This window comes from Streptomyces sp. WAC 06738 (genome assembly GCF_003945505.1).
Taxonomy (GTDB): Bacteria; Actinomycetota; Actinomycetes; order Streptomycetales; family Streptomycetaceae; genus Streptomyces.
The window spans coordinates 6,268,047-6,287,493 of the sequence record NZ_CP029618.1 but is presented as its reverse complement, the minus strand read 5'-3'; the positions used below and the strand labels follow the sequence as shown (position 1 = coordinate 6,287,493).

Below are 19,447 nucleotides of genomic sequence, written 5' to 3'. Positions count from 1 at the left end.
GGGTCCTCGCCTTTCAGCCAACCCGGGAATAACTACGAATTATTCGATGACAGGCTCCTGACAAGCTTGTGCTCCGCCCTCTAGGGTGCTCGGCGACCCGCCAACTTCCAGGCACCCAGGGGGGATTCACCACATGAGACGCATACGCGCCTGGCGGCCCGCGGGCGTGGCCGCCGTCCTGCTCTCGCTCACCGCGACGCTCGTCTCCGGCGCCACCGCCGCCGAGCCGCAGGCGCGGGAACCCGCGGCCACGGCACGGCCCGCCGCGGCACCGGGCGCCGCCGTCGCGAAGCCCGTCATCAACGGCCCGGTCTTCAACGACCCGCTCGGCACCGCCGCCCAGCGCGGCGCCGTCTTCACCCAGCTCATCGCCCTCATCGACGCCACCCCCGCCGGCCAGACCATCCGCGGCTCGGTGTTCGAGCTGGAGGACACGGCCGTCGCCGACGCCCTCATAGCCGCCCAGCGCCGCGGGGTCGCGGTCAGGCTGATCGTCGACGACAACACCCGCGACAAGGGCAGCGCCGCCTGGACCTCGCTGCGCGGCGCGCTGGGCACGGACGACACGAAGACGTCGTGGATCGTCGTCTGCGACGACCGGTTCGAGGACCCCGGCCAGGACAACGTGCAGCGCGGCTGCCTCCCGGTTCCGCCCCCGGGGCCCGCCTACAACCACAACAAGTTCTTCGTCTTCACCCGGGTCGGCCCCTTCGACGACGGGACCGCCTACGACAAGGTCGTCTTCCAGTCGTCCTCCAACCTCAACGACTGGTACAAGAACGAGTCGTACAACGACGCCGTGACCTTCACCGACGCCACCGTCCACGACGGCTACGCGAAGTTCCACGAGGACCAGCGCCGCCTGCGCCACTCGGCGGCCGGCGACAGCACCTACTACTGGTCCACGCCCACGGGCTCCCCCTACCGCGCCTTCTTCTTCCCGCGCGGCGACGCGAACTACGGCAACCCGGCCACCGACACCATCGTCAACGCCCTCGACGAGGTGGCATGCGCGTACACCGGCACGGACGGCAAGCGGCACCAGACCGACATCCGCGTCGCCATGTTCCAGTTCCTCGGCTCCCGCAAGCAGGTGGCCCAGAAGCTGGCGCAGAAGCGCGCGCAGGGCTGCTGGGTCGACGTCGTCTACAGCGAGGGCGACGCGACGGTCGAGGGCATCCTCGACGCCGCGGGCATCCAGCGGCAGTTCTGCAACTTCCCCAACGGCCCGGGCATCGACGTGCGGACGCACACGAAGTTCTGGCTGCTGGACGGCGACTACAACGGCAGCATCACGCCGCGCGTCTACACCGGCAGCCACAACTGGACCGGATCCGGCCTCCGTTCCGCGGACGAGGCAATGGTACGGATCACGAGTGCGGACTACCACGCGAAGTACCTGTCGTACTTCTACAAGATCCGCGACACCTGCAAGGCCCGTACGCCGTGACTCCCCGCCGCCCCGCCGGCCGGCGGCCGGCGGGGCGGCGGGCCCCCGCTACGCCTTGAGGGCCAGCCACAGCTCCATCCGCGTGTCCGGGTCGTCCAGCGAGCGCCCGAGGATCTCCTCCACCCGCCGCATCCGGTAGCGCAGCGTGTGCCGGTGCACCCCCAGGTCGGCCGCCGCCGCGTCCCACTGCCCGTGCCGCGACAGCCACGCCCGCAGCGAGGCGACGAGGTCGCCGCGGCCCCGCTCGTCGTGCTCGCGCAGCGCCCGCAGCGTGCCGTCCGCGAACGCCTGCACGGCGTCGTCCGCCAGCAGGTCCACCACCGAGCCAGCCGTCACGTCCTCGTGCTCCACCAGCACCCGGCCGCGCCGCCGCGCCACCGACAGCGCCTGCTCGGCCTGCTTGTACGCCACCGTCACCACCGCGGGGCCCGCCGGCGCCGACACCCCGGCGACCAGCGGCAGCGTCCCCTGCCCCGCACCGGACCCGCGGGCCTGCCCCACCGCGCCCGGGTGCGCCGCCTCGACCCGCCCCGCGTGCTGCACCGCCGCCTCCGCGACCGCGCCGCCGTCCGTGGCCAGGACCACCAGCCGGCCGGCGTCGGGAACCGCGAGGAACGCCTCGCCCGACCCGGTGGCAGCGGCGTCCAGCGCGTCCGCCAACTCCCCCAGCGCCTCCGGCAGCGGCTCCGGTTCGCCCTCCCCCACCGGCGCCACCGGCGCGGCGGCCTCGGCGACGAGGAGGCGTACGGGCGCGTCCAGCAGCCCCCCGTACAGCGGCCCGGCGACGGACCGCGCGTGGTCGGGCTGGCCGGCGAGGAGCAGCCGCAGCACGGCGGTGCCGAGGCGCTGCTCGGCGGCGGAGAACGCGCTGGAGCGCTCCGTGACGAGGGTGAGGAGGGAGACGGCGGCGTGCACGGCGTAGCGCTCGGCGGGGGCCAGCTTGCCGTGGGTCCCGACGGCGAGGACGCCGCAACAGCGGCGGCCGGAGCCGAGGGACTGCAGCTCGACGCGGTCCTCCGCAGGTCCGGCGCCGTCCCGCGCCGGGCGGTCGGGGGCGTGGCCGGCCCGACGGGCGGCATCACCTGCCCGGCCGCGAGCAGCCTCGGCCGCGGCCTCCGGCACCGCGCCCGCGGCACCGTCCGATGCGGCCCCGTCCGCCGGCGGCCCTTCCGCCGCCGCTCCTTCCGCCGCCGTCCCCTCCGCTACGGCCCCTCCGCCGCCCGCGTCCACCGGCCCGGCCGGCTCCGCGTCCGCCGGCTCCTCGGCCCGTACGCCCGCCACCACCGCGCTCGCCGGCGCGGGCCGCCGACGCAGCCGCGCCACGTCACCCTTCAGCGCCTCCGCCCGCGCCGCCGCCCCGGCCGGGGAGACCGCGAGCACCTCCCCCGCCGTGTCGTACAGCGCCGCCCAGCCGCGGACGTGCGCCGCGAGCCGGCTGACGACCGTCGCCGGTCCCTCCGCGCCCAGCGCCGCCCTGGTCAGGTCGCGCTGCGCCTCGAAGCCGCGGGTCAGCGACCGGTACTGGTCGGCGGCGATGGCCGCGGAGACCACCTTGGAGATGGCGATGAACGGCGTCGTCCGCGGCACCTCCAGCAGCGGCACCCGCGCCTCCCTGGCCGCCGCGAGCAGCGCCTCCGGCACCGTCTCGACGTTCACGCCGACGCCGAAGCCCACCCCGACCACCCCGGCGTCCGCGAGCCGCCGCATGTAGCGGCGCATGGCCTCGGCGTCCTCGACGTCGAGCTTGAGCGCGGTGGTGAGGATCAGCTCGCCGCCTTCGAGGTACGGCACGGGGTCTATCAACTCACTGGTCTGCGCCCAGCGCACGGCCACGTCCAGCTCGTCCGCGCCGGTGAGGACGGAGAGCTTGAGGGTGGGATGGCGGACGAGCGAGGCGAGCGTGGGCATGGCACCTTCTGGCTGCTGCGGCGGCCGGGGCCGCCAGGCTGTTCGTGACCGTCTGCGCGACCGCCCAGGCCGGACCGGTCCGCTGCGTACGCGACCGGTCCCGACCGCCCCCGTCCGGCCCCGGTGGGCCCGCAGGCCCTCCGGAGTCCGGCGATCCGCACCGTCCTCCGACCGTCGCGGAGGTATCCGACCGCTTTCAGACTGTCGCTCTGCTTACGCCGCTCCGTATGAACGGCTGTTGCCATTGTGCCTCAGTGGTGCAAGTCGACCAGCACCGGAGGCGTCCGCTCGCCGTCCACGGTCGTCACGGAGAGCACCGCGTGCCCGGGCGGCAGCGTGTTCGCCAGCTCCGAGGCCGACCAGCGCTCCCGCTCCACGGTGCGCACCGTCACCGAGCGGCTCATGGCTTTCGTACCCGTGAAGACCTGCCGTACCCACCTCAGCAGCTTCCGGATGAGACCGCCGGAGACATCCGGGACATGTGTGACGTCCTCCGCCTCCACCCACTCCGCGCCCCACGCCTCCGCGAAATGCCGGCCGTCCCAGGTGCTGACGCCGGTGAGCGCCATCCGGCAGCCGACCGCGGCGAGCAGCGGCCCGCGCACCGGCTCCGCGACGTCGTCGAGCCCGCGCAGCCCGAGGATCACGCCGGCGTGCGCGGCGCGCAGCCTCCCGATGGCCCGTACGGACTCGGGGCTGGCGGTGCGGGCGGCGTCGTCGAGGACGAGGGCGGCGAAGAGGGAGCGGTCGGAGCGGGCCGGGGCGGCGGCGGTGAACTGGGCGAGGAGGAGCCGGGCCAGCACCCGGGACGCCTCGGCGTGCGTACGCTCCGGCAGCACGATCCGTACCCGCATCGGGTGCTCCAGCGCCCGCATGGAGAACTGGCGGCCGCGGCCGCGGGTGTCGAAGAACCGGGCGAAGACCGGGCGGTCGAGCACGGCGAGCCGGCCGGCGAGGAGGGCGCCGACGTCGCCGGGGCGGGAGAGCTGGCGCTCGCGGGCGTCGAGCTCGCGGAGGGCGGCGGCGGCGCGGTCGGCGGCGAAGGGGTCGGCACCGTCCTCGGGCGTGCCCTCGGCGACGGCGGTGCAGTCGCGCCGCAGGGCGGCGAGGGCGGCGCGGTCGCCGTCGAGGAGGCCGCGCAGCTCGGCGACGCCGGGAAAGGCGCCGTACGCCGACTGGTAGGCGCCGATGAGCTGGCCGAGGGCGGTGACGGCGGGCCGGGCGTGCGCCCAGTCGGCCTCGTCGCCGCCGAGCAGGGCCTCGGCGAGCAGGGCGGCGGCCTCGTCGGGGTCGGCGGTGCCGCCGTAGAGGTCGAGGTCGTGGGGGGAGGAGGGATCGGCGATGCGGATGACGACGTCGTACGCGTCGTCGTCGCCGAGCGGGGCGCCGGCCGCCCCGACGACGACGACCGCGGCCTGCCCGGCGAGCGCCTGGAGGCAGAGCAGCTCGGCGACGGGTCCGGTGACGCGGTCGCTGACCACGTTGCCCGCGGGGCCGACGGCGAGTAATCCGGTGCCGAGGAGGGCGGGTTCGAGGGCGATGCCGCCGCCGCGGTAGGCGTAGGGGTTGCGCTTGTCGTCGGGGGCGGCGCCGATGCGGACCTGGCCGGTGACGAGGTCGTGCCGGTACGCGCGGCGGCCGATGTCGCGGAGCCCGGAGGGGTGCGGGCAGGCGGCGGGGCCGTCGCGCCGTACGGAGTCGGCGAAGGCCCGCAGCCGCTCGGGCCGGGCCCGTACGGACTCCCAGGCCCGCGCTATCCGCGCCAGATCGACGTCGTTCATCCCCCCGCCCCGAGCGGCCCCCCCGAGCACCTCGGCCTCCCCCACCAACCCGGCAGCCCGCAACTCGGGCCACGCCACGGGATCCTCGGCCTCGGCGTCCTCCTGGGTCCGGTCGGGCTGCTGGGAGCTGAGGACGGGCTCCAGGAAGCGGGTCCACACCTCGCGCCACCGCCCGATGCGGCCGAAGACGTAGACGAGCAGCAGGATGAACAGGCCGTAGTAGAGGTAACCCGCGGCGACCATGGCGCCCGTGTCCCGCCAGGCGTCCAGGGTGACCCAGTCGAGCGGCCAGAGCCAGATGGTGATGACGCCGTTCCAGCAGAGCGACCACACGATCAACCCGCTGATCAGCGCGAGCGCGGCGCCGCCGAGCAGTTGCCGGTCGGACATCCGGTCCGCCTCGTCAGGCGGCCTGGGCACGTGCCCGAACCGCCAGATCCCCGGCCCTGCCTCCGGCCGCGGCGTGCGCATCCAGCGGACGAACGGGTTCTCCCACGCCTCGGTCCCGCCCTGCCCGGCTCCGGCCGCCGCACCCGGCGCCGCTCCCCGGGACTGCGGCGGCACCGCGGGGCCGATGGGCGGCTGCGTGGGCCGCGCGGGATGCCAGGGCCGATCCCCGTGCTCCGGACCCGACTTCCGCGGCCCGCGTCGGCCGTCCTCGCCCATGTTCTGCTCTTCCTTCCGCTGGTCCGGCCCCCGTTGCGGGGGCCGGGCCCGATCCTGCGTTCCTGCGCCCCGTCCGCCGCCGGCCGGCAACTCGGCGCCGTCCCGCCCAACTTAGCGCGTGCCGCCCACCGACCCGGTGCCCGTCCGCGGCACGCGTCAACCACCCCCGTACGCCCACCCGCACCCCGGAGTCACACATCCGCGCCCCGCGTCGTCCTGAGGGCATGAGAAACACCACCTCCGGGGCACCACTCCCGTCGACCGCCCAGGCCAGCCCGCGAAGGAGGCGGTGAGCGTGCCGCACGACGACGATCTCGCCCAGGCCTTCGAGCACGAGCGGCCCCGGCTGCTGCGGGTCGCGTACTCCACCACCGGCTCCCTCGCCGAGGCCGAGGACTGCGTGCAGGAGTCCTGGCTGCGGTTGCGCCGCGTGCCGGATCCCGGAGCGATACGCGACCTGCGCGGCTGGCTCACCACCGTCGTCGGCCGGCTCGCGCTCGACGCGCTCGGCAGCGCCCGCGCCCGGCGCGAGCGGTACGTGGGCACCTGGCTGCCCGAGCCGCTCGTGGAGCCGGCCGGGGCCGTCCGCCCCGCCGACCCGGCCGACCCGGCGGAGCAGGTGACGCTCGACGAGTCGGTGAGCATGGCGCTGCTCGTCGTGCTGGACGAGCTCTCGCCCGCGCAGCGCACCGCCTTCCTCCTCCACGACGTCTTCGGCCTGCCCTTCACCCAGGTCGCCGAGGTCGTCGGCCGCACCCCGGCCGCCGTGCGCCAACTCGCCTCCCGCGCCCGGCGGCACGTCGAGCGGAGCCGCCCGCACGAGCCCGCGCCGCGGGCGGAGCAGTGGCGGCTGGTGCGCGCGTTCGCCGCCGCCTGCCAGGAGGGCGATCTGGAGGGGCTCGTGCGGCTGCTCGATCCGGAGGTGACGTGGCGCGGGGACGGCGGCGGGCTGGTCTCGTCCCTGCCGGGGGTGGTGCGGGGCGCGGAGCAGGTGGCGCGCGGGCTGGTCGCGTTCGGCGGCGGACCGCTGCCGCCCGGCACGATGCGCGTGGTCACCGTCAACGGGGCCGCCGGGCTGGTGCTGTACGGGCCGGAGGGGGACGTGTCGGTGGCGGCGTTCACGGTGGACGGGGGGCGGATCACGGCCATCGACGTGCAGCGCAATCCGGAGAAGCTGACGTCGGTCCGCTTCCCGGAGGGCTAGGGCCCCACCGAGGGCTGGGGACGGGGTGTGGGCCCGTACGCCGTCCGCGGGCGTTGCGGTGCGTGCGCCCGGCGCCCCCGCCCGTACGCCGTACGCCCGCCCCCACTCCGCCGTACGCCCGCGCCCCGCCTGCCGTGCGCCCCCGCGTTTCCGCAGCTCACCCGCCCCCTGTCCACCGTGGACAAAGCGACACGGCAGACCGCTCCCCCGCGTAGCATGCCCCCACCCCGCGCCCGGCCCTAGCCTGCGAGGGAGAGCATCGTCGTCCGGACCCGGAGGAGATCCCCCATGACCAGCGCTTCCGCCACCGCAGGCGCCGCGCTCCCCCAGGAGCGGCGGCTTGTCACCCCGATCCCGGGGCCGAAGTCCCAGGAGCTGATGGCACGCAAGAACGGCGCCGTGGCGCAGGGCGTGGGCACGGTGATGCCCGTCTTCGCCGCCCGCGCCTCCGGCGGTGTCGTCGAGGACGTCGACGGCAACCGGTTCATCGACTTCGGCGCCGGCATCGCCGTCACCTCCGTCGGCAACAGCGCCGAGGCCGTCGTCCGCCGCGCGTCCGCGCAGTTGGCCGACTTCACGCACACCTGCATGATGGTCACGCCCTACGAGGGCTACGTGGAGGTCTGCGAGCAGCTCGCCGAGCTGACCCCCGGGGACCACGCCAAGAAGTCGGCGCTCTTCAACTCCGGTGCCGAGGCCGTGGAGAACGCCGTCAAGATCGCCCGTTCGTACACCGGCCGCCAGGCCGTCGTCGTCTTCGACCACGGCTACCACGGGCGGACGAACCTCACCATGGCGCTCACCGCCAAGGACATGCCGTACAAGCACGGCTTCGGCCCCTTCGCGCCGGAGATCTACCGCGTGCCCGTCGCCTACCCCTACCGCTGGCTGACCGGCCCCGAGAACTGCGCCGAGGAGGCCGCGGCGCAGGCCATGGACCTGATCACCAAGCAGGTCGGCGCCGAGAACGTGGCGGCCATCGTCATCGAGCCGATCCTCGGCGAGGGCGGCTTCATCGTGCCGGCGCCCGGCTTCCTGCCGCGGATCGCGCAGTTCGCGAAGGACAACGGCATCGTCTTCGTCGCCGACGAGATCCAGTCCGGCTTCTGCCGTACGGGCCAGTGGTTCGCCTCCGAGGCGGAGGGCGTCGTCCCCGACCTCGTCACCACCGCCAAGGGCATCGCCGGCGGGCTGCCGCTGGCCGCGGTCACCGGCCGCGCGGAGATGATGGACGCCCCGCACGTCGGCGGCCTCGGCGGCACGTACGGCGGCAACCCGGTGGCGTGCGCCGCCGCGCTCGGCGCCATCGAGACGATGCGCGAGCTGGACCTGAACGCGAAGGCCCGGCGCATCGAGGAGATCATGAAGGCCCGGCTGCTCGAACTGCAGGGCAAGTACGACGCCATCGGCGACGTCCGCGGCCGGGGTGCGATGCTGGCCATCGAGCTGGTCAAGCCCGGAACGAAGGACCCCGACCCGCAGCTCACGGCGGCGCTGGCCAAGACGTGCCACACGGAGGGGCTGCTGGTGCTCACCACCGGGACGTACGGGAACGTGATGCGCTTCCTGCCGCCGCTGGTGATCGGCGAGGACCTGCTGGCCGAGGGGCTGGACATCCTGGAAGGGGCGCTCTCGCGGAACGCGTGAGGCAGGCGGTACGGGCACGGCGCGCCCCGCGCCGGCCGGCGGCGCGGGGTGCGGAACGGGCACAGGAGCCGGCGCAGGCGCCGCCGCTACGGCGGTGGGCGGTCGCGGCGTGGGCCGTCCTCGGCTGCGCCGTGCTGTACGGGCTGCTGGCCTGGCAGGTCGCGGTGGACGGGCCGGTGCGCGAGCTGGACGAGCGCACCGGCCCCGCGCTGTCGCGGCACGCCCTGCCCGGCGCGGAATTCCTGGCCGACCTGGGCGGGGTGGGCGTGGCGCTGCCGGTGCTGGCGGCGGCGATGCTCTACGCGGTGTGGCGCACGCCGGTACGCGCCGGGGCGGCGCCCGGGGGCGCGGAACGTACCGCGACCGCCCCCGCGCGCCACGGGCCCCTTCGCCCCCTTCACCGCCTGCACCCCCTTCGTCTTCTGTATCCCCTTCACCGCCGCGTCCCGGCCGCCGTCCGTATCCCGCTGCTCGCGGGGGCCGCCGCCTTCGCCGTGCTGCCCGCCGTCGTCCTGCCGCTGAAGTCCGTGCAGGCCCGGCCGGGTCCCAAGGGCCCGCTCGCCGACGACTACGCCGGCTTCTTCCCCTCCGGCCACTCCACCACCGCGGCCGTCGCGTACGGCGCCGTCGTGCTGCTCCTGCTGCCGCTGCTCCGCTCCCGCGCCGCCCGGCGGCTGCTGGTGGCCGCGGCCGGGGCGGTCGTGCTCGGGGTCGGGGCGGGGCTGGTGTGGCGGGAGTACCACTGGCCGCTGGACGTGGTGGCCGGGTGGTGTGTGGCGGGGGCGCTGCTCGCCGGGTGCCAGTACGTAGCCGCCCGGCTCACGGCGTACGCCGCGGCTCGCGTCATTCCCCGGCAACCGGACCGCCCCCGCCGCCCGTAGCACCGGCAGGACCCGCGGGTCCCGTCCCGCCGGGACCGTCCGCGAGGTACGCGGCCGCCTCGTGCATCGCCAGTTCCAGCACCACCGGATCCGTCAGCCGCCCGCTGCCGTCCGGCGGCACCAGCCACCGCACCGCGCCGGTCGACCGCCCCGGGTAGGGCACCACGATCCACGTCCCGTGCCCCGCGCTCCGTACGCCCGTACCGACCCACCGCCCCGCCGTCCCCGGCGGCACGAAGAACCCGAGCCGCGCGTCCGTCATGTCCGCGAGCACCGGGCCCGGCGGGCCGGTGATCCGGGTGATCACGTCGAGCGCCGGCCGCCCCAGCTCCCCCGGCAGGATCAGCACGTCCCACAGCCGCCCGGCGGGCAGCAGCGCCACCCCCAGCGGGTTGCGCTCCCACTCCCACTTGCAGCTCTCGGGTTCGGGCGCCGCCGAGACCAGCCACTCCACCGCGGATTCCGCTCCCGCACCAGCCATCACGCTCATCCCTCGTCTCCCCTCGGACCGGTCCTGCTAGACCGGCTGTCAACTGGGGAGAGAGGGCAGGGCCGCAGCTCTTATGCGGCTTTACGGAAATGGCTCAAGTGGTGTGGATCACAACGGTCAGCAGGGGCGCACGCCGGAGCGCGCCGCGGGGTGCGTGGTGCGTCAGGCTGGCTGTTCGTCGCCAGTGCCGTCGACGTCCGTCCACCAGTACGCGTACTCGTACGGCCCGCCCGGCGAGACCTCGAACTCGATGTCGTCCGGCCCGTCTTCCAGTACGAAGTGGTAGACGGCCGTGACGGACCGGTCCTCGCCGAGGGTCAGGGGCAGCGCGTCGCCGAACGCCTGCTCCAGGTTCCCGCCGTCGGAGCCGATGGGGTACGCGCTCACCTCGCTGCTCGCCAGGGCCACCATCTCGCCGGTGCGGTTGTCGATCCGCACGCGCACCTGGAGCAGGTCGCCCCCGGTGCGACGCGCGTCGAGGGTCACCTCCAGGCCGTCGTCGTACGTGATGGTCTCGCCGGCCTCGACCGCGCTGTCCGTCCCGGGCGAGACGGGGGCGAACCAGTCGACCGCCAGGACGACGAGCAGGATGCTCATGCCGATACCGACGACCGCCGCCACACCGCCGAGCCAGATGCCCGACAGACCCGATCCCCTGTTGCGCGCCTCGCCGCGCCGCACCCGGCGGAGGGTGACGATGCCGAACCCGATGGCGAGGCCGCCGAGGATGACGGCGAGCGGGCTGAGGAGGAGCGTGAAGGAGAGCACGGCGCCGATGACGCCGAGGATCATCGCCGCGATCCCGGAGCCGTTGCGCGGCCCGGCGGGCGGCACCCAGGCGTAGGGGCCGGGGAGGTAGGGCTTCGGGCCGTACGGACCGGGGCCGGGACCCGGCCGCGGCCGCTGCCACCCGGGCGCGAGCGGCACGGGCGGACCGCCGTCGGGCGAGGGCAGCAGGCCGGCGCCCGGAGCGGCCGGGAGGTCCTTCCCCCCGCCGGACACGGGGTCCGCGGGGCCGGCGGCCTGACCGTCCGTCACCCCCGCGCCCCGGTCCCCCTCCGGCTCCTGCTGCGCAGGCGCACCGTGGTCCGCACCGTCGCCGGCGGACCCGTCCGCACCGGCGTCCGCGGGCGCGGCCGCGGACCCGTCCGCCTCCGCGCCCGCCCCGGCGGGCACCTCGGCGGGGTCCCCCGCCTCCCGGCCCGCCTCCACGCGGAGCGCACCTCGCCCCGCCGCGTCGTCCCGCCGGTCCGTATCCATGGGCTCAACTGTACGAGCCGCCCGTAACCCCTCGGACCGGCTCACCCGGCGCCGCCGCCCGGCCAGGACAGCGTCCCCGACCGGTCCGCCATGACCTGCACGCGCTGCCCGTCCCGCCGCTCCGCGGGCTTCTCCTCCTCGTCGTCGTCCCCGGAGAAGATCACGCCCGTCAGCGTCAGCACGATGACCGCCGCCGCGACCGCGAAGGCCACCGCGCCCGTCGCGATGCCGATGACCGCGTTGCGCCCGGCGGCCGCCCCTTCGCGCCGCGCGCGGCTCCGCGCGACCAGGCCGAGCACCAGCGCCGCCGGGCCCAGCAGCACCGAGAGGACGATGCCGTAGACCGTGGGCAGGAGCGTGACGCCGACGATGCCGCACACCATCGCCTTCGTGCCCAGTCCGGCCGGTCCCTGTCGCGCCCCGGCCGCGGCCGGGGCGGGTGGACTGCTCGCCGCCATGTGCGCTCCCTCCGCTGCCCTCGCGCACCGCGCGCACGCGCGTTCGCACATGCTACGGAGCCGGGGCGGCGCCGTCAGTCCGTTGGCCTACGATGATGCGATGGCCGATCTCGACTCCTTCATCGCCGGTCTGCCCAAGGCCGAGCTCCATGTCCACCACGTGGGCTCCGCGTCGCCCCGCATCGTCGCCGAACTCGCCGCGCGGCACCCGGACTCCGCGGTGCCCGCGGACGCCGCCGCGCTCGCCGAGTTCTTCTCCTTCCGCGACTTCGCCCACTTCATCGAGATCTACCTGTCCGTCGTGGACCTCATCCGCGACCCCGAAGACGTGCACCTGCTGACGTACGAGATCGCCCGCGACATGGCCCGGCAGCAGATCCGGTACGCGGAGCTGACCGTCACGCCGTACAGCTCCACGAGCCGCGGCATCCCCGACCGCGCCTTCCTCGACGCCCTGGAGGACGCCCGGCGCAGGGCCGAGACCGAGCTGGGCGTCGTGCTGCGCTGGTGCTTCGACATCCCGGGCGAGGCGGGGCTCGCGGCGGCCGAGGAGACCGCGCGGATCGCGATGGACATCGGCTGCGAGGGGCTCGTGGCCTTCGGCCTGGGCGGCCCCGAGATCGGCGTGCCGCGCGGGCAGTTCAAGCCCTACTTCGACCGGGCCATAGCGGCCGGGCTGCGCAGCGTCCCGCACGCGGGCGAGACGACCGGGCCGCAGACGGTCTGGGACGCGGTCACGGAGCTGCGCGCCGAGCGCATCGGGCACGGCACGAGCGCGGCGCAGGACCCGAAGCTGCTGGCGCACCTCGCGGAGGCGGGGATCGCGCTGGAGGTCTGCCCGACGTCCAACATCGCGACGAAGGCGGTGGCTTCGCTGGACGAGCACCCGCTGCGGCAGATCGTGGACGCGGGCGTGACGGTGGCGCTGGGCAGCGACGACCCGCCGATGTTCGGCACGGACCTGAACACGGAGTACGGCGTGGCCGCCCGCCTCCTCGACCTCGACGAGGCGGGGACGGCGGCGCTCGCGAAGAACTCGGTCACCGCGTCGTTCATGGACCCGGCCGCGAAGGCGGCGCTCACCGCCGAGATCGACGCGTACCTCGCCGCCTGGCCCGCGACCGCCGCCGGCGGCGCTCCCGGGGCCGCGACCCCGCCCGCCCGGTGACGGGCGCCGCCCCCGCCGTGCTGGCGGTCGCCCACCGCGGCGATCCGTACGTCGTCCGCGAGAACACCCTCGGCTCGCTGCGCTCCGCGGTGGCCGCGGGCGCGGACGCGGTGGAGTTCGACGTCCGGCTGACGTGGGACGAGGTGCCGGTGCTGCTGCACGACCGGACGCTGCAGCGGCTGTGGGGGCAGGAGGTGAACCTGGCGTCGCTGACGTACGCCGAGGTCCAGGAGCGCTCCGAGGGCGGCATCCCGACGCTGCGCGAGGCGCTGAAGGTCATGGCGGACAGCCCGGGCGTCCGCTCGTTCATCGACCTGCCCGACCCGGCGGCGGCCGAACACGTCGTCGCCGAGGTGCTGGAGTCCGATGCGGCGGCGCGTACGTACTACTGCGGCGGCACCGCGGCGCTGCTCACCATCCGCGCCGCGGACCCCGACGCCGAGATAGCGCTGACGTGCTCCTCGCCCGTCCCGTACCGCGCGGGCCTGCTGCGGCGCCTGCGGCCGCAGTGGCTCAACTACCGCTTCGGCCTCCTCGACGAGGCGACGGTCCGCGAGGACCAGGAGGCGGGCTACAAGGTGTCGTGCTGGACGGTCGACTGGCCGCGCAACTGGCGCCGGCTGACGGCCATGGGCGTCGACGCCATCACCAGCAACCGCATCGCGGCCCTCCGCCGCCACCTGGGCTCCTGAGGGCGGCTCGACGGCGGGCGCGGCAACGACGGGTGGGGCAACGACCGGCGCCGTGACGGCGGATGCCGCGTGGCGAGGGCTCGACTCCCCCGCCACGCGGCTCTCTTCCGCTCCCGTGCGCCGGCTGTCCAGGACGGCGTACGGGCCTCAGCGGCCGGCTTCCGCCGGTACCGGGGTCTCGTCCCGCGCGGGCGGAGGCTCGGGTGCGGCCTCCGGCCCCTCCTGCGCGGCGCCCGCGGCGGGCACGCGGCGGAGCAGGGTCGCCGACAGGACCGCCGCCGCGACCGCCAGCCCCGCGGCGAGCGCCGCCGCCACGTTGAGCCCGCTCGCGAACGCCTCCTTGGCCGGCGCCAGCACCGCGTCGCCCAGCGCCGCCGGCAGGCTCTCCGCCGCGCTCAGCGCGCCCGGCAGGGTGTCGCGGGCGGCGGCGTCCGCGCCCTCGGGGACGCCGGCGGGGACCGCGTCCGCCATCTCGCCGCGGTAGACGGCGGTGCCGACGCTGCCCAGCAGGGCGATGCCGAGGGCCACGCCGAGGTCGCTGGCCGTGCTGTTCACCGCGGACGCGGCGCCCGCCTTCTCCGGCGGGGCGGAGCCGATGACCAGGTTGGTGGCCAGGGCCATCACCGGCGCGATGCCCGGGTAGAGCAGGTAGAAGCCGGTGATCAGCAGCGGCAGCCCGCCCACGCTGTCGACCTGGGTGAGCACCAGGTACCCCGCCACCGACAGCAGGCTGCCCGCCGCCACGACGTACCCCGGCCGCACCCTGCGGGCGATCACCGGCGACAGCATCGAGACGACCACCAGCATCACCGCCGCCGGGAGGATCCACAGCCCCGCCTCCAGCGGCGTCAGCCCCTCGACGAGCTGCAGGTACTGCGTGAAGAGCAGGTACACGCCGCCGAGCGCGACCGCGCTGAGGAGGAAGACGGCCAGCGAGCCGCTGAAGGTGCGGTTGCCGAACAGCCGCATGTCCAGCAGGGGGTCGGTCAGCCGGAGCTGCCGCCGTACGAACACGGTGGACAGCACGACGCCGAGGACGAGCGCGACGATCGCCTCGGCGTTCACGCCGTGGGCGGCCATCTCCTTCACCCCGTAGACGATGGGCAGGATGGTGACCACCGAGAGCGCCACGCTCGGCAGGTCGAGCCGCCCCGGCTGCGGCGCCCTGTACTCGGGCACCAGGAACGGCGCCGCGAGCAGCACGAGACCCATCACCGGCGCGCCCGCCAGCAGGGCGGCGCCCCACCAGAAGTTCTCCAGCAGCAGCCCGCCGACGAGCGGGCCGACGGCCACGCCGACGGACACGGACGCCGCCCACAGGCCGATGGCGGTGGCACGCTGCTTGGCGTCCTGGAACATGTTGCTGATCAGCGAGAGCGTCGACGGCATCACCGCCGCGGCGCCCAGGCCCATCACGGCGCGCGCCCCGATCAGCGCCTCCGCGCTCGGCGCGAACGCGGCGGCCGCGGACGCCGCGCCGAAGGCCACGGCGCCGAAGAGGAGGATGCGGCGGCGGCCGATGCGGTCGCCGAGGGTGCCCATGGCGACGAGCAGGCCGGCCATCATGAACCCGTAGATGTCGTTGATCCACAGCAGTTGGCCGCTGCTGGGTTCGAGGTCGGCGGCGATGTCGGGGGTGGCGAGGAAGAGCACGGTCATCGTGACGAAGAGCAGGATCGTCGGCGCGAGCAGCACCGCGAGGCCGAGCCACTGCCTGGGGCCCGCGCGCAGCGCGGGGGCCTCCGGGGCGATTGCGGACATGATTCTTCTCGTTTCGGGGTTCGGGGACGGTAGGGATCAGAAGGGGTACGGGGTGCGGGCGCGTGCGGTGCGCAAGGCGCGGGCCCACCAGATGAGTTCGTCGAGGGCGTGGTCGGGGCAGTCGGTCTCGTGGACGGTCAGCGCGTGTGCCTCGGCGAGGTCCGCGCGCAGGGTGCGCAGCGCACGTGCGGTTCCCTCCCCCGCGCGTACATGCAGCGCCACCGGCCGCGCCTTGAACGCCTCGGCGCACCACACCAGCGCGCGCTGGAGCGGCCCTGCGGAGTGCTGCCCCGCGGGGGACTGCCCTGCGGGATGCTGCCGGGCCGCGGCCGGGGCCACGACGACGAACCCGTCGGCCGCGTCCAGCCACGGCCGCAGCTCCCGTACGGCGGGCGGCTCCGGCGCGTCGCCGGGCAGCACGCCGGGGCAGGGCTCCGGCAGACAGGCGGCCGCGAGGTCGATGAGGTCGACCTCCAGCCGGGCCCGCCGGCCCGCGAGCCCGGCGAGCCGCCGGGCCTCGGCACCCGCCGCCCGGCCGGGTCCGAGACCGCCGAGGACGGTCAGCCGCAGCGTGACGTCCGTGCTCATCCGGGGCCTCCTCCCACTCGCCGGCGACGACGTGGACCACGGTCGGGCAGAGCGCTCCAGGTCTCCTTCCGATCCGCTTCAGATCCGCTGCGGGTACGGCCCCGGCCTGCGGCGACGGGCGCTGTCGGTGCGCTGGGTTACCGTGAACGCATGCGCTTCGGGGTGCTCGGTCCGCTGGCGGTGTGGACGGCCGGCGGCCAGGCGGTCCGCGTACCGGAGGTGAAGGTCCGCAGCCTCCTGGCCGACCTGCTGATCCACGCCGGCCGCGCCGTGCCCGCCGACCGGCTCGTGGACGACCTGTGGGGCGACGGCCCGCCGGCGAACCCCGCGGGGGCGCTGCAGACCCGCGTCTCCCAACTGCGCCGCGCGCTGGAGGACGCCGAGCCCGGCGCCCGCGCGCTCGTCGTCTCCCGCCCGCCGGGCTACCTGCTGGACGTCGGCCCCGAGGCCACCGACACCGGCCGCTTCGCCGCCCTGACCGCCGCCGCCCGCCGCGCGGAGGACCCCCGGGCGCGCGCGGCGCTCCTCGCGGACGCGCTCGCGCTGTGGCGGGGCGAGGTGCTGGCGGACTTCGCCGACGAGGAGTTCGCGCGCGCGGAGATCGCCCGGCTCGACGAGCTGCGGCTGACGGCCCTCGAAGAGCAGGCGGAGGCCCGGCTCGAACTCGGCGAGCACGCGCTCCTCGCCGACGAGCTGGGCGACCTCGTCGCCCGCCACCCGCTGCGCGAGCGGCTGCGCGCCGCGCAGTTGCGCGCGCTGTACCGCGCGGGGCGGCAGAGCGAGGCGCTGGCGAGCTACGGCAGGCTGCGCACGCAGCTCGCGGAGGACCTGGGCCTGGACCCGGGCCCCGAGCTGGTCGCGCTGCACCAGTCGATCCTGGAGCAGGACGCGGCGCTCGGCCCGCCGCAGCGGGAGGAGACGGCGGTACGGGGCAATCTGCCGGCGCCGCACGGCGACCTGATCGGCCGCGAGGAGTCGGTGGCGGCGGTCCGGGCGCTGCTGGCCACGGGCCGGCTGGTGACCCTGACGGGCCCCGGCGGGGTGGGCAAGACCCGGCTGGCGCTGGAGACGGCGCGAGGGCTGCCGGGGTCGTTCCCGGACGGCGTGTGGCTGGTGGAGCTGTCGGCGCTGGCACCGCCCCGGCCGGAATCGGCGCCGGAGGACGCCGCCCCCGACGCCGACAAGGCGGCGGAGGTCGTGGCCGCGGCCCTGGGCGTACGGGACGAGACCGCCGGCGGCGGCCTGCTGACCGGCGCGGGCGGCACGCCCCCCGCGGAGCGGCTGGCCGAGGCGCTGCGGACGAAGCGGGTGCTGCTGGTCCTCGACAACTGCGAGCACGTCGTCGACGCGGTCGCCGCGCTCTGCGCCCGGCTGCTCGCGGCGGCACCGGGCGTGCACGTGCTGGCGACGGGCCAGGAGCCGCTGGGCGTCGGCGGCGAACACCTGTGGCCGGTGGCGCCGTTGGACGTACCGCCGCCGGCGACCGGAGCGCCCGCGGCCGGGGCGGACGGCGCGGCACCCGGCCTCGCCGCGCTCCGTGCCTCCGGGGCCGTGCGGCTCTTCGCCGCGCGGGCCGCCGCCGTCGCCCCCGGCTTCGCCGTCGACGCGGGCAACGCCGCCGCCGTCGCGACCGTCTGCCGCCGGCTCGACGGCATCCCCCTCGCGCTGGAGCTGGCCGCCACCCGCGTACGGGCCCTCGGCGTACACGAGTTGGCCGCCCGGCTGGACGACCGGTTCCGGCTGCTGTCCGCGGGACCGCGCGACGCGCCAGCCCGGCAGCGCACCCTGCGGGCGATGCTCGACTGGAGCTGGGAGCTGCTCACCGGCCCCGAGCAGGCCGTGCTCCGCCGCCTCTCCCTGCACGCGGACGGCTGCACGCTGGGCGCCGCCGAGGCGGTCTGCGCGGGCGGCGGCATCGCCGAGGACGACGTGCTCGGCCTCCTCGCCCGCCTCGTCGACCGCTCACTGGTCATGACCACCCCGGGCGACGGCGTGTCCCCCGCGCGCTACCACCTGCTGGAGTCCGTCGCCGCCTACGGCCACGAAAAGCTCTGCGAGGCCGGCGAGTTCACCTCCGTCCGCCACCGGCACGCCGCGTACTACGCCTCCCTCGCCGCCGAGGCGGAGCCCCAGTTGCGCGGCCCCGCCCAGCGCCAGTGGCTGCTGCGCCTCGACGCCGAGTCCGCCAACATGCGCGCGGCGCTGGAGGACGCGGTGCGTACCGGCGCCGCGGCCACGGCGCTCGGCCTGGCCTGCGACCTGGCGTGGTACTGGGTGCTGCGCGGCCGCCTCGGCGAGGGCCGACGCTTCCTCACCACCGCCCTGGCCATCCCCCCGACCGCCGACGCCGCACGTCCCGCGGCCGACGCGGAGAGGGAGCGCGCGGCCCGTACCACCGCCCTCACCTGGCGCGCCGCCATGACCCTCCGCCTCGGCGAGACCCTCGCCCCCGACGCCCTGCCCGCCGTCCGCCCGGCGCCCCCCGCCACCCTCCCCGACCTGGCCGCCGGCGCCCGCGCCGACGCCTTCCTCGGCCTCACCCGGCTCGGCCTCGGTCCGCTGCCCGGCGGCGGCGACCCGCTGGCCCGCGCCGAGGAGGTCTTCCGCGCGCTCGGCGACCAGTGGGGCACCGCCGCGGTGTCCAGCACCCTCGCCCGGCAGGCGGTGCTCCGCGGCGACCTGCCGGCGCTCGCGGAGTACGGGGAGCGCAGCATGGCGCTCTTCGCCGGACTCGGCGACCGCTGGGGCCAGTTGCACGCGACGTACGCCCTCGGTACGTACGCGGAGATCACCGGCGACTACGCGCAGGCCGCCCGGCTGCACCGCGAGGGCCTGCGGATGGCGGAGGACCTGGGGCTGTGGTCGGAGGTGTCGGACAAGCTGTCGATGCTGGGCCGGGTCGCGCTGCTCACGGGGGACGTCGCGCAGGCCGACGACCTGCACGGCCGGGCCGCGCGGCTGGCCGCGGAGCAGGGGTACATGGTGGGCGAGGAGTTCGCGGGCATCGGCCTGGCGCTGGGCGCCCGGCGGCAGGGCCGGCTGGCGGAGGCGGAGGCGCATCTGCGGCGCTGGCTGGACTGGGACCGGAAGATCGAGTCGGACGTGGGCACGGCCCTGATCCTCGCCGAGCTGGGCTTCGTCGCGGAGCTGGCGGGAGACGCGGAGCAGGCCCGCGCCCACCACCGCGAGGGCCTGGCCTCCGCCCGCCCCACCGGCGACCCCCGCGCCCTCGCCCTGGCGCTGGAGGGCCTGGCCGGCGCGGAGTCCCTGGCCGGCGACGCCACGGCGGCCGCCCGCCTCCTCGGCAGGGCAGAGGCCCTCCGCGCCTCAGCGGGCGCCCCCCTCCCCGAAGCCGAACGCGTCGACACCGACCGCATCATGGGGCGCCTGCGGGCGGCTCTGCCGCCCGACGCCCTCGCCGCCGAGATCGCCGCGGGGCGGGAGGCCGAGGAACCGTGACCCGTTGATCAGGCGTCTTCGGACGAGATGTGGT

The 19,447-nt window shown here is 76.0% G+C and carries 14 protein-coding genes; 7 read left to right on the top strand and 7 right to left on the bottom strand.

Annotated features, from left to right (window positions below; genetic code table 11):
* Positions 1-133 precede the first annotated feature (133 nt).
* Positions 134-1,450 (top strand): phospholipase D-like domain-containing protein, encoded by a 1,317-nt coding sequence (locus DMB38_RS27680; protein WP_125937426.1) that lies wholly within the window; start codon positions 134-136, stop codon positions 1,448-1,450.
* A gap of 48 nt (positions 1,451-1,498) precedes the next feature.
* Here the strand turns inward: DMB38_RS27680 and DMB38_RS27675 are convergent, their stop codons facing one another.
* Together DMB38_RS27675 and DMB38_RS27670 are read right to left on the bottom strand one after the other, a co-directional pair.
* Entirely contained in the window at positions 1,499-3,358 is a 1,860-nt protein-coding gene (locus tag DMB38_RS27675) for a PucR family transcriptional regulator (protein ID WP_125937425.1), read from the bottom strand.
* Positions 3,359-3,609: 251 nt separating this feature from the next.
* Entirely contained in the window at positions 3,610-5,805 is a 2,196-nt protein-coding gene (locus DMB38_RS27670; protein WP_240662501.1) for a hypothetical protein, read from the bottom strand.
* 295 nt (positions 5,806-6,100) lie between these two features.
* Here DMB38_RS27670 and sigJ point away from each other — a divergent pair, with 295 nt between their 5' ends.
* From sigJ to DMB38_RS27655, 3 genes are all read left to right on the top strand, one after another.
* Positions 6,101-7,009, top strand: coding sequence for an RNA polymerase sigma factor SigJ (sigJ, locus tag DMB38_RS27665; protein ID WP_125937424.1), 909 nt, complete (start codon positions 6,101-6,103; stop codon positions 7,007-7,009).
* Between the two features lie 288 nt (positions 7,010-7,297).
* A complete protein-coding gene (gene gabT, locus DMB38_RS27660; protein ID WP_125937423.1) occupies positions 7,298-8,656 on the top strand; it encodes a 4-aminobutyrate--2-oxoglutarate transaminase in 1,359 nt (452 codons plus the stop codon).
* A complete protein-coding gene (locus DMB38_RS27655; RefSeq protein ID WP_125937422.1) occupies positions 8,653-9,537 on the top strand; it encodes a phosphatase PAP2 family protein in 885 nt (294 codons plus the stop codon). Before gabT ends, DMB38_RS27655 begins: the two co-directional genes overlap by 4 nt.
* On the opposite strand, the gene DMB38_RS27650 is transcribed toward DMB38_RS27655, so the two are convergent.
* From DMB38_RS27650 to DMB38_RS27640, 3 genes are all read right to left on the bottom strand, one after another.
* Complete coding sequence (locus DMB38_RS27650; RefSeq protein ID WP_125937421.1) at positions 9,500-10,018, bottom strand: hypothetical protein; 519 nt, start codon at positions 10,016-10,018, stop codon at positions 9,500-9,502. The two genes, DMB38_RS27655 and DMB38_RS27650, sit on opposite strands and share 38 nt — an antisense overlap.
* Before the next feature lie 171 nt (positions 10,019-10,189).
* The gene (locus DMB38_RS27645) at positions 10,190-11,287 is read right to left on the bottom strand and encodes a DUF4190 domain-containing protein (RefSeq protein ID WP_125937420.1); all 1,098 of its coding nucleotides are present in this window, start codon (positions 11,285-11,287) and stop codon (positions 10,190-10,192) included.
* Positions 11,288-11,328: 41 nt separating this feature from the next.
* Positions 11,329-11,745: a hypothetical protein gene (locus tag DMB38_RS27640; RefSeq protein ID WP_240662500.1), complete on the bottom strand. Its 417-nt coding sequence runs from the start codon at positions 11,743-11,745 to the stop codon at positions 11,329-11,331.
* Positions 11,746-11,845: 100 nt separating this feature from the next.
* On the opposite strand from DMB38_RS27640, the gene DMB38_RS27635 reads away from it, so the two are divergent.
* Positions 11,846-12,913 (top strand): adenosine deaminase, encoded by a 1,068-nt coding sequence (locus DMB38_RS27635; RefSeq protein ID WP_125937419.1) that lies wholly within the window; start codon positions 11,846-11,848, stop codon positions 12,911-12,913.
* Positions 12,856-13,605 (top strand): glycerophosphodiester phosphodiesterase, encoded by a 750-nt coding sequence (locus tag DMB38_RS27630; RefSeq protein ID WP_125939313.1) that lies wholly within the window; start codon positions 12,856-12,858, stop codon positions 13,603-13,605. The genes DMB38_RS27635 and DMB38_RS27630 overlap by 58 nt, the downstream gene beginning before the upstream one ends.
* Positions 13,606-13,752: 147 nt before the next feature.
* On the opposite strand, the gene DMB38_RS27625 is transcribed toward DMB38_RS27630, so the two are convergent.
* On the bottom strand, positions 13,753-15,366 hold the full coding sequence (locus DMB38_RS27625; RefSeq protein ID WP_125937418.1) for an MFS transporter: 1,614 nt from the start codon (positions 15,364-15,366) through the stop codon (positions 13,753-13,755).
* Positions 15,367-15,402: 36 nt separating this feature from the next.
* Positions 15,403-15,954 carry an NAD(P)H-dependent oxidoreductase gene (locus DMB38_RS27620; protein WP_125937417.1) on the bottom strand — a complete coding sequence of 184 codons (552 nt, stop codon included), beginning with the start codon at positions 15,952-15,954 and terminating at the stop codon, positions 15,403-15,405.
* A gap of 150 nt (positions 15,955-16,104) precedes the next feature.
* On the opposite strand from DMB38_RS27620, the gene DMB38_RS37560 reads away from it, so the two are divergent.
* Positions 16,105-19,413 carry a BTAD domain-containing putative transcriptional regulator gene (locus tag DMB38_RS37560; protein WP_125937416.1) on the top strand — a complete coding sequence of 1,103 codons (3,309 nt, stop codon included), beginning with the start codon at positions 16,105-16,107 and terminating at the stop codon, positions 19,411-19,413.
* Positions 19,414-19,447: the final 34 nt, after the last annotated feature.

Bases quoted from the DNA above. Each gene is read 5' to 3' on its own strand.
- DMB38_RS27680 (WP_125937426.1), top strand. From the start codon at position 134: ATGAGACGCATACGCGCCTGGCGGCCCGCGGGCGTGGCCGCCGTCCTG.
- DMB38_RS27675 (WP_125937425.1), bottom strand. From the start codon at position 3,358: ATGCCCACGCTCGCCTCGCTCGTCCGCCATCCCACCCTCAAGCTCTCC.
- DMB38_RS27670 (WP_240662501.1), bottom strand. From the start codon at position 5,805: ATGGGCGAGGACGGCCGACGCGGGCCGCGGAAGTCGGGTCCGGAGCAC.
- gabT (WP_125937423.1), top strand. From the start codon at position 7,298: ATGACCAGCGCTTCCGCCACCGCAGGCGCCGCGCTCCCCCAGGAGCGG.
- DMB38_RS27650 (WP_125937421.1), bottom strand. From the start codon at position 10,018: ATGGCTGGTGCGGGAGCGGAATCCGCGGTGGAGTGGCTGGTCTCGGCG.
- DMB38_RS27645 (WP_125937420.1), bottom strand. From the start codon at position 11,287: ATGGATACGGACCGGCGGGACGACGCGGCGGGGCGAGGTGCGCTCCGC.
- DMB38_RS27640 (WP_240662500.1), bottom strand. From the start codon at position 11,745: ATGGCGGCGAGCAGTCCACCCGCCCCGGCCGCGGCCGGGGCGCGACAG.
- DMB38_RS27635 (WP_125937419.1), top strand. From the start codon at position 11,846: ATGGCCGATCTCGACTCCTTCATCGCCGGTCTGCCCAAGGCCGAGCTC.
- DMB38_RS27625 (WP_125937418.1), bottom strand. From the start codon at position 15,366: ATGTCCGCAATCGCCCCGGAGGCCCCCGCGCTGCGCGCGGGCCCCAGG.
- DMB38_RS27620 (WP_125937417.1), bottom strand. From the start codon at position 15,954: ATGAGCACGGACGTCACGCTGCGGCTGACCGTCCTCGGCGGTCTCGGA.
- DMB38_RS37560 (WP_125937416.1), top strand. From the start codon at position 16,105: ATGCGCTTCGGGGTGCTCGGTCCGCTGGCGGTGTGGACGGCCGGCGGC.